The sequence below is a fragment of the Bacteroides sp. AM37-9 genome (assembly GCF_003603455.1).
GTDB lineage: Bacteria > Bacteroidota > Bacteroidia > Bacteroidales > Bacteroidaceae > Bacteroides > Bacteroides xylanisolvens.
Genome location: NZ_QTNF01000017.1, coordinates 54,736 through 69,761 on the forward strand (window position 1 = coordinate 54,736; position 15,026 = coordinate 69,761).

Here is a 15,026-nt window from a genome sequence, read left to right on the forward strand (position 1 = left end):
ACTTAAAATATTAAAGGGAATTCATACGGGAACATGTTACCGTTTAGAAGTTCACACATAAAACAGTCTTGTCCTGATATTCCATAATTTAATGTGATACTTGGTTTTGATCTATCAATTTCTTGTTGTACTATATTGCCTTCATTATCTCTTTGTTCTTTCCACCAATCAATCACTTCATTTTCCATATCGGGAAGATGATACCTAGTCCACTTGAATATGTAGTTTTTAGCTACATAATCCGGATCAACTAGTTTACCTTGATAATAGACGTTAGCGGTTAAAACAGTTTGACAACTATTGTTTTTATATGATACTCCTTGACTGGAAGTAATTTCAAGTGAATAGCCCACTATATATTGTTTCCGTATTGTGAATGTAGCGGAATACTCTTCATCACTAAATTTCACGATACAACGAACTGTTAACGAGTTACCATTATCCCAATAAGGTTCAAAAGGCCATATTGTTAATGTCTTTCCATTTTCTCCTTCAAACGGTATATAATCATATCCTTGTAAATAATACCATTGTCGTTGACTGGAAGTAGACTGTAGATTCTCTTCTTCCAGCGTTAAGGTAATATCTGCCGGATTAGTAACAGGGTCGGCTCCTGTTAAATCTCCTAAAAGAGTAAAGGTATCAGTTCCAACAATACGAATAGACTTACTGACTAATTCATCTTTTACAGACTGGTCAAGGTTATCCCAAGTCATTGTCACATTTTTGCCAAATGTTACATCGCCATTTTTATTCCATTTAATATTTTTATTGGCAAAATGTCCAGAACCATCTGTTTTGATTAATACTGAATTACTACGAGTACCAATACTACCTTCTCCGTCAAAATTTAATTGAAGCAATGGGTTCTGGATGGTCCCACCAATGCCACCACGATTAAACCAAGCTCCATAATCCTCTGTGTAATTAAGTATAGTGTCAGTAGGTTGGTATTGTGTGACTAGTTCTCCTGCCTCTAATTGTGGTGAAGAAAAATAAAATATTGATTCTCCTGCATTATCAGAGGTATCAAAAGTTGGGACAATGGATAGAACCAATGCTTCTTCTGCCTGTTTCGGAGCTTGTAATTCAAATGTTACCTTTTTACGAGACCATATATTCGTGTCAGCAATAGGTATTTGAACGGTCCCTATTGCTTTATCATTTTGTAAAATAGATAATTGACATGCCTGCCCAGCATATATCCAAAAAGAGAATGTATATTTTTTCCCGATATGTTGCGCGAACCACTCTTCAGATTGGGCTATCATGCTTATGATTTTAGAGGCACTATATACATTGCCGATTCCAGTAGGGTTTTCTATTTGAGTGTCAATAGTAATTGCAGATGTAAAATTAACATCTAAAGAATTAACGAATACATTCCTATGGATTTTTCCGGCATAAAAGGTTGCAGCAAAACCATTCTCATCACCAGCAGTTAATGTTCCAGAAATATGAGCAGATTTTGAAGCAAAAAGTTTCTGTAAGTAACCTCCATATCCTTCTAATTGACCAAATACTGGATCTGTTATTCCATTCAATTTGCCAACACGTATTTTACTGGCATCGCCAAAGTTAGCAACACTAGACAGTAAGATGATATTGAAATCCGACACCCAAACTTCATCTGAAGGAGACATCTCACTTAAATCCAGTTTTACTGTTCGCAAATAACGTCCGGAATAATCGACAGTTATTGTGTGCAACTTATATTGCCAATCTGTTGTAATAGAAGTGGTTTCTTCTCCATCTGTTCTTGTTCCATCTTGGTATTCTAATGAAACTTTACAATTGACAGCTTTATTGGCTTTGATCTTATATGAAATAAGAATGCGGTTGGGGTTTTGAACATATTTGTAGAAATCTTGTTGCAGACCAATGAAACCGTAATATATAGCGTCATTCCTTTTAAAATGACAAATGCGATTATTGCCCGCTTCTGATAATATGTAATCAGTGGTTACTGCTTCTGTTCCTCGTACTATATATTGTGATTCGGAATCTTCATAATCAGGAGTTGCAATATTTAAAGGCCAACACAAACTCTCATTACGTCCAATACCGTCAATCACATCCATATATGGGGCATTATCGTCAGACCCAGTTAAATATATGGCTCCAGATCTATTTATATCAAACAGATTGGTAATTCTGGCAAAGTCTAAGATTTCTTCTGTTTTGGGCACATCGCCTTCTAACAGCGCTCCGATGAAATACTGTTTTTCGACAATATCATTTGTATTAGGATCTACAGTCTTATCTATTCCATAATCCAATACACACATTAACGAATAAATAAGATTCTTTCCATCAAAATATTGTCTTCTAACTATATCCCCAGTCCGTAATCCTTGTGTCTTTTTAGAATCGGACTGGAGAGAAATTTTATATTTCTTGTATTTATATACAGACATTATGATATTTCTTCTACTAAGTCTCCAGAACAGGCATCGCTGACCCACCAAGACCCGTTAGTCACTGATTGCTTTTGCACTTCCAATTCATATATTCTCATTTTTTTACGAATTGTCAGATCATCAAATGTTGCACTGATGTTGCCGGTCAATTTGTTTTGAATGATACCCCAGCCATTTCCGGCAAAACCACTGGAAAAAGTGACAGAACCTATGTCGTTGACAAAATAGGCATTACCATAGTGCTTAACTCCATTATCTAAAGCCAACCAATAGATTGAATCATCAAAGAATAGCTCGTTGGGGAGGAGACGGGTTTTAGAATCTGCTATTCCAATTGATTTTTTTCCTTCAATTGGTTTGTCAAAAATAAAAAAATCAGCATCTGTAGAAAACATTAAGCTGGATGATTTTCGATTTAATGGGGCATATAAACTTAACGATTCTACATAGCCAAATGATGATTTTATTATTTCAGAGATTTGTACTGTATCGTCATCAGCTACTTTATTATATTTAAATGGAGCTTCAAAAAATACGCTATCACCATCACTATAAAAGCCTGGTCCATCTTCTGATTTTAATCTAATATAACGTCTGAATATTACGCCAGAATCTTCAGACGATTTTTTGTATGTTTCAATCAATATATTCCCTAAATTGTGCCCTGCCTTAAATGATTCAGGGAAATATGCAGAACCATATTTGGAAATCATTTCATATTCACCGTCATCATCATAAATACTGGTTTGCAGATTAATTTGCTTGGTGTTATTGTCTCCCAAATTTAATATTTTGTTAGACGCAGAAAATGAGATAACATTGTTATTCTTGGCATGAATAATGTAATCGCCATCAAATTGTATGCCCCCTGTTATAATATTCAAATCCCCTGTTAATTGAGCTAACCGCTTGGCAGAAATAGACAATACACTTGTATTATCAAATCCTAGATCTACACCATGTAAGGCGGTAATGCCAGATTGGAATGTGCTTGTACCTTTTACAGATAGATCTCCTGCAAGCGTTCCGTCTTTCATAGTCCAGTTTACATCTTCTTTATTTGAATTCCCAGAATGATAAAACTCGTTTCCTTGATAGCTAATGCCATCCTTGGATATTTCTAAATCTCCAAGTCTAATATATCCACTACAAATAACATCGCCGTTTAATGCGATTATATCATTATCATAACTTATAACATTACAACCGTTAATGTATAATCCATGTGTGGGGAGATGCAATTCACCGTTAATAGAAACTATATTTTTTCGCTCTTGTGGATTACTTTCGGACGTTTGGTAAACATCCAATATTTTTATTCCATTGTCTCCGGCTGTAAAACCATACAATGCCTTTAATAAACCGGCCATAGAGTCACCATTTATGGAAACAAACCCACCGGTGCCACTTCCGCCGCCTTCTTCACTGCTTAAACTACTTATAATAGTATTTGCTAATAGATATGCAGAGTTCTTTCTGGTTATATTTTCATATTCATGTATTTCAAGATTGATTTTTTCTTCATTCACGACATAACCATCCACATAATCCGAACCTGTAAAATCTGGAAGTGTTTCGTGTGAAGCTTGTTCCATCCCTGTTAAGAGCCGGTTGTACATTGTTTCCAATGCACTACCTTTCTTAATTTGTGATATACCTTCATTTAACTTTGCCATTATTCTGCCACTTTTACGGTTTTTGATAAAAATCCTGATATAGATGCTTTATAGGAGTTAACTTTTGCTTGAAGGGATACAAACTTTGCCAAATTAGCTGGAGGTTGAGGTCCCATCATAGTTGGGGTCATCATTTGAGATAATGCTCCTAGCCAGTCAACCAATAAAGTTGCTAATTGATTTCCAAGTACTGCTGGTTCATTGGCACTACCGCTACCCAAATACACTCCATCTTCTTTGATTATAATTTCTTTTGCATTATATTTTGCCAAAATTTGTTGGGCATCAAGAAGTATTTGACTTTTATCATGTTGGGATAAAATATCATCAGCGGTTATTTTGAATATACTTTTATCACTTTCCCCTTCTCCTTTAGCAACTTCCGACAATATCGAAACAGGGGTATAAGTCGTGTGAGCATGAACACCTGTCTTTTCCAATTCATCTACATCTGGAGTATCCTCTGAATCTTCCCATTCTTTTGTTTCTGTTGCTCCAATAATTACTTTGTTATGCGCGTCTACTTGTATTGTGTCTGCATGAGAGTATTGGATAACATATTCGCGTAATGTTTCAGGGTCTGTTGTTATTACGACATCCGAATAAAGATAGGGGATAACCACTAAACCTTTTTCATTATTTTGAATAGCTGAAAGATATACGCCTTCATGTAAACCAACTGGAAGCCCGTCATCAATAGCCTGTTTGTCTGTAAGTGTATGAGTATATTCTTGTACATCAACAGTTCCGCACAGTTCTCCATCTGTATGTATTTTAACAACAAAACCTGATATTTTGGCTGTGTTTTTTATAACGTTGTTTCGCGGGTTTACCAATTTATGAAATGCAATTTGTCGTATAGCATCATAAATAGCACTGTTTGCGCTTAAATCGCTTGTAATTTTATCTGCCATAGTTTTATTCTTTTTCTGGTTTGGCAATACAGTAGGGGAGTTTTAAAGTCTGCCTAAAACCGTTAACACCAAATTTTGTATTGATTTCTTCAATAAGATACCAACCTTGTTTTTCAGGTTCGCGTTTATCAAGTAAAACGACTTTCATTCCAGATTCCAAATGCCTCATGCCTAAATTAGTTCTGTGTAAATCTCCGAAGATAGTAATACTACCTTCAACGCCATTTCTATTATATCCTTCAAAAAAGGCTTCGGCTTCTTTTATTAATTCGTCCTCGCTAATGCCAATTTTTGATGATACATAAGGGATAACGTTGTACGCACTTAGGTTTACTCTATCCTTAGTCTTTGATTTGGGGATAGCTCCAAGTTTTAGGGATTTCTTGCTAAGTTTTGTTTCATTCAGAATCTGGAATTTCTTATGTTCTGTATCATTTTGTCCGGTCCATTCTGGATTTAAACGAACTGTTACATTATACTTGATTTGTTTGTTACCCTCAAACTTGAATCCTTCAGCGGAGACCGCTAAATATCGGGGATCACAATTCATCAAAGTTAAATTATCTTGGGCTACATGATAATTAAATTGTATTTGAGGAGTATCAGAACTTCCATCTGTATTTAAAATAGAGCTGGCAACATTTCCTGATAAATAAGTATGCCCTACCATAACATAAGGAGTTCCATCTGTATCTTTCCTAATAAAACTATATAGCCCGTATTTATTCCATTCTGTTAATACATCCGCAACTGTCAAATCTTCTGTTAACTGGATCTTGCCAATATTAATGTCCCTTTCTGCTGTTTTGGGATGCAATTTTAACCCTGTTCCTTTTAATAAATCGTATTTTCCTCCCTCTTTCAACAAATCGTTTACTGTAACAGTCATTGGGCCTAATTTAACGACATTTTTTCGTTTTAGCCCACTTGCCAGATTCTCACATTTGATTTCAATAGGTGTGCTTACACTGCATTTTACGATATAACCGTCAAAATCGGGAACGTTCTTGACAAATGCCTCTTTCTCCATTGCCTGAAGTCTCTCGGTCGCATTTTTGAAGACCTTTCCTCTATCTTTATAATAGCCTAAATATATCCGGATACGTTGTCCTACCTTAAAATCAGTCGGCTGGGCTGTCGAATATCCTTTTCGCTTTTCTACAACTGTACCGTCTATTAAACGCTCTGTATAAACAGTAGTTGCACCTTCTTTTTCTATGTTCTCGGAAGTTATAGTGCGTTTAATTACGGTTCCTCTTGGGAATCTGACAGAAGCTGAATTAATAAGTTTCTTATAAGTATCGTTTATCTCAATACTTTCACATTCCCGAATAACAAGGCATTTATTTTCATCAGGATCGTTAATTTCTATAACGTCACTATTAGCTTCCCATATTAGGATTTTACAGCACAATATATCAAGGCATTCTTTACCATCTATAATTATTGCTTCTGGAAGTTTCATACTTAAATGGTGTTAGAAGTTAATGATTCAATCATTTGAGCGGCTTGATTAGCAGCAGATGCTTTAACCTTATCAAGAAGAACTTTGGCCCAACCTTGTTTTTTCATTTGAGAGATTTCAAGGTTTGTTCCATTTATGGTATCTTGCACTACATTAACCGCGTCATCCGGTTCAACGGCAACACATGTAAAACTATATGGTTGAACATTCTTAAAGCCTTCATTTTGCCCCATATTGAAGTCTTTTATCAGAATTTGTGTCACATTGAACTGTTGAAACATGAGATTAAATACCTGGATAACTCCTTTATGTTGCATCAATGTTATAAATTTGGAAACTTCTGCATACGGATATACATCCGGATAATTGCTAACAATCTTTCCTGTTACAGTAAAATTTATATCGCCTCCTGAAATCAATTCTTTACGTGAATAATCTCTTCCTTGTACCTTGGTTAATACAAGATTGTTAGAACTTTGTGCTTGCACTATAGCACCTAAGTCTAAGAAAACAGGATCGCCGGGCACCTTTACTTCCGTAGCAGTGTTAAGTGATGAACTGGCAGCAGCTTCATTGCTCAATCCTTTTATTTTATCCCAATAAGTATTGAATTGAACCGTTTGAACCTGGCCGCTTTCATTTTTAATCCAAAGAAGTAAACCTTCATTGGCAGGTTTACCTTGATACTTTAATACAACCCCTTGTTTATTAAAGGTATCTTCATCTGCCTTCTGACCGTTCGTTATGATTTTCTGAAGCTCTTGACCTTGGTTCTTCTGATAGGCTGCGGTGGCATTCTTTCTGTCCAACTGGCGTATATATTTGGGATAAAGATCGTTGATGGTAGCAAAAGTCATTTGCATCATCGTTCTTTTGGCTGCATAAACAAATACATTACTATATCCTCTATTGGATATAAATTTCAATTGTCCATCTCTTTTTCTATAGTTAGCTGCATAAAAGGCGGCATTCACACCGGTGTTTGCCAGCCCTTTACCAACATTAATCGTTAAATTAGAAAATGTAGAGCTTATAAAACTCATATTACATCATATTTGCATTAAAATCTTGAACTACATCTAACAAGGCGGTTGCTAATTCTTGTTTTACGTTTGTTATTGCCGCGACTTGTCTATCATCTGTCATATCAATTGTTTGATGATCCACACGCATTAGATTTTCTATTCGTACTATCAGTTGTTTAGGAGCTGCATTATAATTATTATGACTCCTATATTGAGATTGGTCGGCTCCGTTATGAAGGCTGGAGGCTAAATCTTGCTCTTTGTTACCAGTCGTAGGGTCCCACTTAAATGTATCCTTAGCATTTTTAGGGGTATATATTTTCCCACTTTTATCTACCCACTGTGGAGTAGCGTATGGAGCTATTGTTTTAGCTATGTATTGTGCTCCGTCAAAAATCGCTTTATCACCTTCTTTTTGTGGACCATAAAAACCGCCCGTAGGAAGAATATCTCCTTCAGAAAGAAGATTTTGAATCGGTGTTCTATTTATGAACGGAGCGAACAAAGATTTATGTCCATAATACAAATCGTTATACCAAGAAACTAACTTATCAAAGGTTTCAGTAATATAATCTATTGCTTCTTGTTGACTTTCTAGTTTATATTTTCCCGGATTATTGATAATATCTTGTACATGCTTTGACCATCCTTCTGTTCCAAATAACCCTTTAGTTGGATCAAACAACGGCCCAAATAACCCTTGTAATACTTTCTGGGTTCTTGTTGGGTCTATTGTTTCTCCAGACTCAAAATCTTTAAGAATTGAAGCGTAATCATCCCATGTACTTATTGTTCCTTGCATAATTTGAGCTAGATGACGTATATATGCTTGTGAGCGATGTACATCACCTTCGGTCATCTTATCATGGAATGTTTCTGTGCTAATCCAGTCCCATCGAGAATCCCAACTACCCATCTTAGGTATAAATCTATCTGCTGCATTCTTTAGTATATTCGATAGATCTTCCGAACTACGAGCAGAAGTGGCATTGTGCAAAAGATATTTGCTCAAAGCCATATTCTCTTTAGAATTATGGTCTGCTAATTGAGCCAGCATCATTTGGACAGCCACTTGTTCGCTTATATCTCCGTTTCTTGCAAAAACATTTGTATTCGTTCCACTTAAAGTACGGCCATGTAACTCATACGCATAATAATTTTCGCCGTTCAGACCTTTTTTGACAGTCTGTTTCATACCTAGTGCACTGGACAATGACTGAAAGGCTTTATCTACACCTGTCCATTGGTCTGCGGCTTCTAATCGTTTTAGTAATTCCGGGTCTCTACCTGCGGCTGTGTCAAAGAATTTGGTTTGGTCGTCTACACTTTGTTTTGGACCATTCTTTTCTATCCAGTAACGATGCCATAATTCGGTAGACTGGGCGATACGCTCGTTTTGGGTTAACAATTCATTATTGAAAATACGCATATTTCCAATCATTAAGGCATCTGGATCGGATAGATTTAACTTGTCAATATTCAAATTACGATAGCTTTGTGCCCATGCTTCATTGGCTTGACGAGCAGCCTCTGTTATTCTTTGTGTTTGATATATATATGAACCAAGTTTATAGATTGTATAAGCTGCGCTTAATCCCCAGCCAATTGGATTAGTCAAGAAAAAACGTGCAAGCCCTTTTATTGCTCCCCATAATGTGGTATTGCCTATTTCCGTGAGAGTATTTATAGTCTTATTGCTACTATTTGTTACAACATTACCGACTGTATTTCCTCCAACAAACCATTGTTTAATTTTACTTCCACCATGTAGTAAACCACCACCTAACGCATTGAAAATAGCCTGTCCCTTACTTAAATTATGGCGGCTTTTTTCTATATTGTATATGCGTATCATATAAGTAAGTGCGGTAAACAGTGGCTTTAAAAAGAATTTAGATAGCCAATCCCCCATGAATACCCCACGAATCATTAATGCTGTACTTAATATACTTTGTCCAATACCAGCAATAATACCTAATTCCATTTGAATTTTTACAAACCATACAACCCCATTTTTTAGCCAGTTGGGTAGGAAATTCCAAATAGACATGATCTTTTTAAATACATCAACGATAACATCTAATACTTTAATGAACATGTCCATTGCATTTCTCAATGCAGTTGCAAATTCTGTGGATTTCATTAACTCAATCATGCGTTGCAGGAAGTCTCGGATTACTCCTTGCATTTGTTCAAACCCTTGCATTCCAGTTTCTGTAAATGCTGAGGTCATCTGATACCAAAGACCCTGTATGGTGTTTTTCTTTTCGTCAGCCAAGTCGGATGCTAGGTTCATTGAATGCCGATTAAGCTCTGTGGTTTTTTGCACATCTTCTACATTATTTATCAAAGCTAATGCACCTGGAGCCGCAGTAACTCGAAACATCTTATTAATTAATGTTGTGAAGTCACCGGAACTCATGCTTTGTTGTTTTTTGTGCAAATCACTCAAAATATCAGTGAGATTCCGAAGATTACCATTTTTGTCTTTGGGACTAATACCTAGTATATCCCATGCTTCTTGTCCTTTTTTGGTTGGATTCATCATGTTTAGTAACATCATGCGTAATGTTGTACCTGCATGAGAACCTTTTAAACCGGCATTACCTAATACGCCCAAAGCTGCCGAAGCTGTTTCAAAATCTAACCCGGATTGATGAGCTACCGTACCTGCATACTTAAATGATTCAGCTAATTCTAACAATGTTGTATTCGTTTTTGTGAACGTCATCGTAAGAATGTCAGCTGTGTTATCCATTTGTTTTGCTGGGATTTTATAAGTGGTCATAATGTTTGTTACAACATCTGCTGTTTCTCCCAAGTCTGTATCACCTACAAGTGCAATATCAGATATAGGCCGGATGGCATGTTTTATTTGATCGACATCATATCCTGCCATAGCTAAGAATTTTCCAGCTGATGCAACTTGTGGGGCTGTATATTTAGTCTCAACACCGACTTGGCGCATGAGCTGGTTCATTTCATTAAACCGACCTTCAAACCCTACACCTTTATCGTGAGTCTGGAGGATATTCTTTGTCGTTTTGGCTATATTATCATAGGTAGAAGCATCTCTAAATACAGAAGTTACCCCAGACATTAAAGAGCTAAGTCCATAGGCAATTCCCATACCCTTAATCATTTCGCCCGCAACATTCGTTCCGGTATTTGCGTATGTAGGTCCCAATACTTGCCGGGTAGAAGGGTATAGATAGGTACTATGTCCCGCTCCAACTTGTCGTGCTGTTGAAGCAGGAATATTACTTTTAGTTATGCCACCAGCAACAGCTTTGGATGCTCCAGCTGCACTTGCGGTGATAGTTATTTTGCTATTTGACTTTATCTGCTCAATCTTCTGTAATAGTAAGTCAAGGCTATTTATCGCTTTTTTTGTACTTGCTCTTGGTTCTATAGTTTTGCCGTTTATAGAATTAATAGCCTGCTCCAGTTTCTTTATATCCGAAGTAGAATATAAAGGTTTACCCATTACTCCATTTAATGCAGTCTTTGCCTGTGATTTAATATTGCTTAATTGCTTTAAAACACGTTCTAAACTAGCTTCTGCCGCGCTTGTGTTAATCTGTATATTGATAGGCTTAGTTTTAATAGAAGCCAATGCTGAATTAACCTTACCGATGCTTTTTGCAACAACATCAAATCGCTTTGTTAATGCTTCCATTTCAGCTGTGGCTTGCTGAAATTTGCGTATAGACTCTAAAGCTGGGTTAGAGTTAACGTTTATCTGATAATTAACAATATAATTTTCTGCCATCTTTTTGTATTTTGATTTTCTAAAGAATAGCGGTTTGGTACCCTGAAAGATTGAAAAAGCCCCTTATCCGACAGAGGATAAAGGGCTACGTAGAAAAAACGAGTAATAAGACACTTTACGCAAGCATTCCAAGTGCACTTGCTTGTTGAGTTATGAGCATTTTGCTGTGGAGCCATACGGCATCTTCAGAAAGCATTGCAAATTCTTCATCGTTTAACTCATCAAGGTTTACGCTGGGAAAATAATGACGGATAAATATCAGTCTATGACGAATAAGTTGATCGTCTTTTACTTCCCAGCTTTTGATAAATTTACGAGTTTTCCTTTGCGCAACTCGATGATTTGAGCCAGGTGTGGCATTAAGCCATAGATGAATAAGGAATCATCTTTAATCAGTTCTTTATCGCCATCGACAAAGCAATCTTTTGCCAATTCTCGCATGGCACCGGCCTGATCCTTTTGGGAGAGAGACAAATATTTACTGAATGTCGGGAAAGGCGGCTGTTTAAAATAACCGATATAATATGGCTTTTCGCCTTCGTCTTCATCTCCTTCCACAAAAATCGGGAATACACGTTTTAGTTTGGGATCTGAATCTTTCAGCTCTTTTACTTTCTTTTCAATCTCGGTCTGAATATCTTCAGGCAAGAAAAAGTCTTCGTTTACATTTTCCATTATAATTATGATTATTGATGTTTATCCAAGAATAGTAATTATAATGTTGGTAGGTTGTGTGTGAATGCAAATAAAATGTTAAATGTATATTCTCTGTATTATTTTATTTGGTATATAAAATAAAATCTATTACCTTTACAACATATAAAAAGCAACGCCTTACTTTCTTGTAAGGAAATGAGCCACTCATAAGTGGCTTTTATTATTTTTATGAGATATTTTGTTATATGAAACACGCATTGAATATAGAAGAACAGATAAATAAACTCAAAGAACATGGTATGGTCTTTGAGGATGAAGAGAAGGCAAAGGAGATTTTACTAGATGTGGGGTATTATAGATTGGGATTCTATTCTTTTCCGTTTGAAAAAACTTTTCCCAGTCTAAGGAATCGCAACCATAAACTGTGTAAAGGCACTTCTTTTAAGGAAATTGTGGATTTGTATTATTTCGATTATGATTTGAGAAGGGTTCTATTGAACGCATTAAATAGAATAGAAGTCAATATCCGCACAACTATCACATATATTATATCAAACCATTATAAAAATTCTCCTACATGGTTTGTAGATCCTGCAATTATGCTTTCATCTTTTATCAATACATTTGACGATATGGTGTATGCACAGATTTCTAAGAATCCGGTTATTCTGCGTCATCATAAAACTCACATAAATGACCGATATGCACCTGCATGGAAAACGTTGGAATTTATGACAATCGGCAATGTTTGCATGTTGTACAAAAGTTTGCGAGATAAAGGTGTTCAATTACAGATAGCAAACAAATACGGTTGTACAATAGGAATATTCAAGAATTATCTTGAAACAATCATGTTTATCAGAAACAAATGTGCACATGGTAGTTGTTTGTATAATATCACATTGCCATTGGGCGTAAAGGTACATCCAGCAAATGTCGATAATCAATCCCGGCAATATGTTAGTGGCATTATTGGTGTTATTGATTATATACTTGGTAAAATATCAATAAATAGGCAAAAAGAGCTTGAACAAGACATAAATCATCTGGTAAACATAAAAAGAAGTGGTAAAACAAACCAAATAATTAAGGATTGCTCAAAAATACACTTACTGAATTTTGTAGATTGGAAATAAAACATTATTTTTGCAACGTAAAAAGTGCATATTTGAGCTTAGTCGTCAATTCTGCACTATAAAACGGATAATAAAGGGATGTGTTAACGCATCCCTTTTTATTTTATAGATAAAATGAAAAGCGAGCCGTTTTCAACTCGCCTTTTCAAAAACGTATTATACTAGAAGTTATAGCCAAGAACTAGTTCCTTCTCCTGTGATAATGTCGAAAGGATTCAAATTGAATTCTTTTGTAATGTTTGTATCATCTTGTTTACTTTCCATTCCGTCTTCGTTAAAGAGGCATCCCTTTAGCGTTACAGTTTCGGCGGTCCAGTCTTCACCGGCATAAGCATTAGTAAATGAGATGATCAAGTCAAATTCTCCCAAATCCATTAAAGAACCAGCCAATGCTCGGAGTTGGGAAACGGTATTATAATCCATTGTAATGGAGGCTGTACAGGTTTTATTGCCAAAACCACGATTGATAGCATTTCCTCCAATACCGTAGTTGTTTTCAACTTTACGAGTCTTGTTCCACTTGATTTCAGAAACTCCTTGCATAATAGTAGAATCTTCTGAAATATCCAATGCTGGTATGGAAATGCGGATCATAGACCAGCTGTATGCTACATTGTTAATTATTGCCATCTTGTTAATTATTTATTGGTTAATGCCAAGCCCTCGACTACTTCAATACGGGACGCTACACCCACCGGAACAAGTGAATATTTAATGATCAGTGTATCATTCTTTAATACATTTTGATTCTTATCAATTGTTACAGAAAAGCCAGAGATTTCTTCATTAGTCTGCATGGTTGTGAGGATGTCAGAAACAATATTTTGAAACATCGTAATCTTTGCAGAAGATAAATATCCAGTGCTGGGGTCTACTTTCAACGGAGAGTTGACATAAGGTAATAATGCGTTACGTACAGCGCGTCTTGACTTATGAATTGTACGGTTTCTAGCAACTGTTCGGTAATCTCCGTTTGAACACGTTTGGTCTTTAGAGAAAAAGACTCCGCTTTCCAAACCAGAATATTTGCACAAGAAGACATATCCCTTATCGTCCAGATCATCCAATTGGATTTTATTCAAAGATGAGTACTTTAATGTACTTGTTAACTTATCCTCGCTATTTAAAGTGACATCTCCGAATCCCATTTCAATATCTGGGAAATAACCAATCAAATTGAACTTATTTACCCATGCGAATGATTCTTGTACGCTTGCTGAAGCGATACATCCGAGTGCGGCTCCAATATTTCCTACAGGAGTGAGGTTCGGGTTAGCAAGCTGCATAGCTGATACATCAGCGTCTAATCCCTGGCCAAGCAATACACTGACAAACCGAGCATTAATGACACACGTAGGTATTTTGCCCAGTTCTACTTTCTTCACAGATTCTTCAGCTGTTGCAATTACTGCGGAATTTGCACATAACAAGATTGATAAAGGAGCATTTTCATCAGCTAAAGACGCAGCTTTGGATTGCAGATCTGTAACTAGGTCAATGCTATATGTTTCTGCTTCCGGATCTGTTTGTTTCCACAACGATTGTTCAGTCCAAACACCGAGTTGGTTAATCATACCATGTGCTGCACGTTGCATTTGTTCTATAGCATTCCAATCTACACCACAGTCTGCAAACATGATAAACAAACGTCCTGTGCTTCCTTGTATTCCAAAGAAATGATTGATATGATAATAAGGAATTCCAAACAGTAAATCCTTTTCAGTGTCACCGGAGTATGCGGTAATGCCAAGTTCTTTCAAATCATCCATAGAATTGATTTCAATAACATTACCTTGTAATTTGTCTTTTACGGCCAAACCAGCACCTTCTTCGAAGAATTTAGCTTGTTTGGAAATATCAAACAGCAAACCTGTGACTTTTTCAGTTGAGGTTGTAGAGCTTGTTCCAATGTTTCCATCGGTATCACTCATAAAAACGCCACCTAATGCCATATTTGTAAA

The 15,026-nt window shown here is 36.2% G+C and carries 10 protein-coding genes; 1 reads left to right on the forward strand and 9 read right to left on the reverse strand.

What is annotated here, in order from left to right:
* Positions 1 to 2: 2 nt before the first annotated feature.
* From DW862_RS13335 to DW862_RS13370, 7 genes are all read right to left on the reverse strand, one after another.
* On the reverse strand, positions 3 to 2,417 hold the full coding sequence (locus tag DW862_RS13335) for a hypothetical protein (RefSeq protein ID WP_120068773.1): 2,415 nt from the start codon (positions 2,415 to 2,417) through the stop codon (positions 3 to 5).
* Positions 2,417 to 4,096 (reverse strand): hypothetical protein, encoded by a 1,680-nt coding sequence (locus DW862_RS13340; protein WP_115484569.1) that lies wholly within the window; start codon positions 4,094 to 4,096, stop codon positions 2,417 to 2,419. Before DW862_RS13340 ends, DW862_RS13335 begins: the two co-directional genes overlap by 1 nt.
* Positions 4,096 to 5,010, reverse strand: coding sequence for a hypothetical protein (locus DW862_RS13345; RefSeq protein WP_117615052.1), 915 nt, complete (start codon positions 5,008 to 5,010; stop codon positions 4,096 to 4,098). Before DW862_RS13345 ends, DW862_RS13340 begins: the two co-directional genes overlap by 1 nt.
* A 4-nt stretch (positions 5,011 to 5,014) precedes the next feature.
* Entirely contained in the window at positions 5,015 to 6,475 is a 1,461-nt protein-coding gene (locus DW862_RS13350; RefSeq protein ID WP_070612606.1) for a hypothetical protein, read from the reverse strand.
* Between the two features lie 2 nt (positions 6,476 to 6,477).
* Entirely contained in the window at positions 6,478 to 7,518 is a 1,041-nt protein-coding gene (locus DW862_RS13355; RefSeq protein ID WP_225472620.1) for a DUF6046 domain-containing protein, read from the reverse strand.
* Position 7,519: 1 nt separating this feature from the next.
* Entirely contained in the window at positions 7,520 to 11,272 is a 3,753-nt protein-coding gene (locus DW862_RS13360; protein ID WP_243636487.1) for a phage tail tape measure protein, read from the reverse strand.
* 288 nt (positions 11,273 to 11,560) lie between these two features.
* The gene (locus DW862_RS13370) at positions 11,561 to 11,947 is read right to left on the reverse strand and encodes a hypothetical protein (protein WP_117615055.1); all 387 of its coding nucleotides are present in this window, start codon (positions 11,945 to 11,947) and stop codon (positions 11,561 to 11,563) included.
* A gap of 227 nt (positions 11,948 to 12,174) precedes the next feature.
* On the opposite strand from DW862_RS13370, the gene DW862_RS13375 reads away from it, so the two are divergent.
* On the forward strand, positions 12,175 to 13,065 hold the full coding sequence (locus DW862_RS13375) for an Abi family protein (RefSeq protein WP_117615056.1): 891 nt from the start codon (positions 12,175 to 12,177) through the stop codon (positions 13,063 to 13,065).
* A 168-nt stretch (positions 13,066 to 13,233) separates the two neighbouring features.
* On the opposite strand, the gene DW862_RS13380 is transcribed toward DW862_RS13375, so the two are convergent.
* Together DW862_RS13380 and DW862_RS13385 are read right to left on the reverse strand one after the other, a co-directional pair.
* A complete protein-coding gene (locus tag DW862_RS13380) occupies positions 13,234 to 13,695 on the reverse strand; it encodes a hypothetical protein (protein WP_008647825.1) in 462 nt (153 codons plus the stop codon).
* A gap of 8 nt (positions 13,696 to 13,703) precedes the next feature.
* Positions 13,704 to 15,017 (reverse strand): DUF2586 family protein, encoded by a 1,314-nt coding sequence (locus tag DW862_RS13385; RefSeq protein ID WP_117615057.1) that lies wholly within the window; start codon positions 15,015 to 15,017, stop codon positions 13,704 to 13,706.
* Positions 15,018 to 15,026 lie beyond the last annotated feature (9 nt).

Bases quoted from the DNA above. Each gene is read 5' to 3' on its own strand.
- DW862_RS13335 (WP_120068773.1), bottom strand. From the start codon at position 2,417: ATGTCTGTATATAAATACAAGAAATATAAAATTTCTCTCCAGTCCGAT.
- DW862_RS13340 (WP_115484569.1), bottom strand. From the start codon at position 4,096: ATGGCAAAGTTAAATGAAGGTATATCACAAATTAAGAAAGGTAGTGCA.
- DW862_RS13345 (WP_117615052.1), bottom strand. From the start codon at position 5,010: ATGGCAGATAAAATTACAAGCGATTTAAGCGCAAACAGTGCTATTTAT.
- DW862_RS13350 (WP_070612606.1), bottom strand. From the start codon at position 6,475: ATGAAACTTCCAGAAGCAATAATTATAGATGGTAAAGAATGCCTTGAT.
- DW862_RS13355 (WP_225472620.1), bottom strand. From the start codon at position 7,518: ATGAGTTTTATAAGCTCTACATTTTCTAATTTAACGATTAATGTTGGT.
- DW862_RS13360 (WP_243636487.1), bottom strand. From the start codon at position 11,272: ATGGCAGAAAATTATATTGTTAATTATCAGATAAACGTTAACTCTAAC.
- DW862_RS13370 (WP_117615055.1), bottom strand. From the start codon at position 11,947: ATGGAAAATGTAAACGAAGACTTTTTCTTGCCTGAAGATATTCAGACC.
- DW862_RS13375 (WP_117615056.1), top strand. From the start codon at position 12,175: ATGAAACACGCATTGAATATAGAAGAACAGATAAATAAACTCAAAGAA.
- DW862_RS13380 (WP_008647825.1), bottom strand. From the start codon at position 13,695: ATGGCAATAATTAACAATGTAGCATACAGCTGGTCTATGATCCGCATT.
- DW862_RS13385 (WP_117615057.1), bottom strand. From the start codon at position 15,017: ATGGCATTAGGTGGCGTTTTTATGAGTGATACCGATGGAAACATTGGA.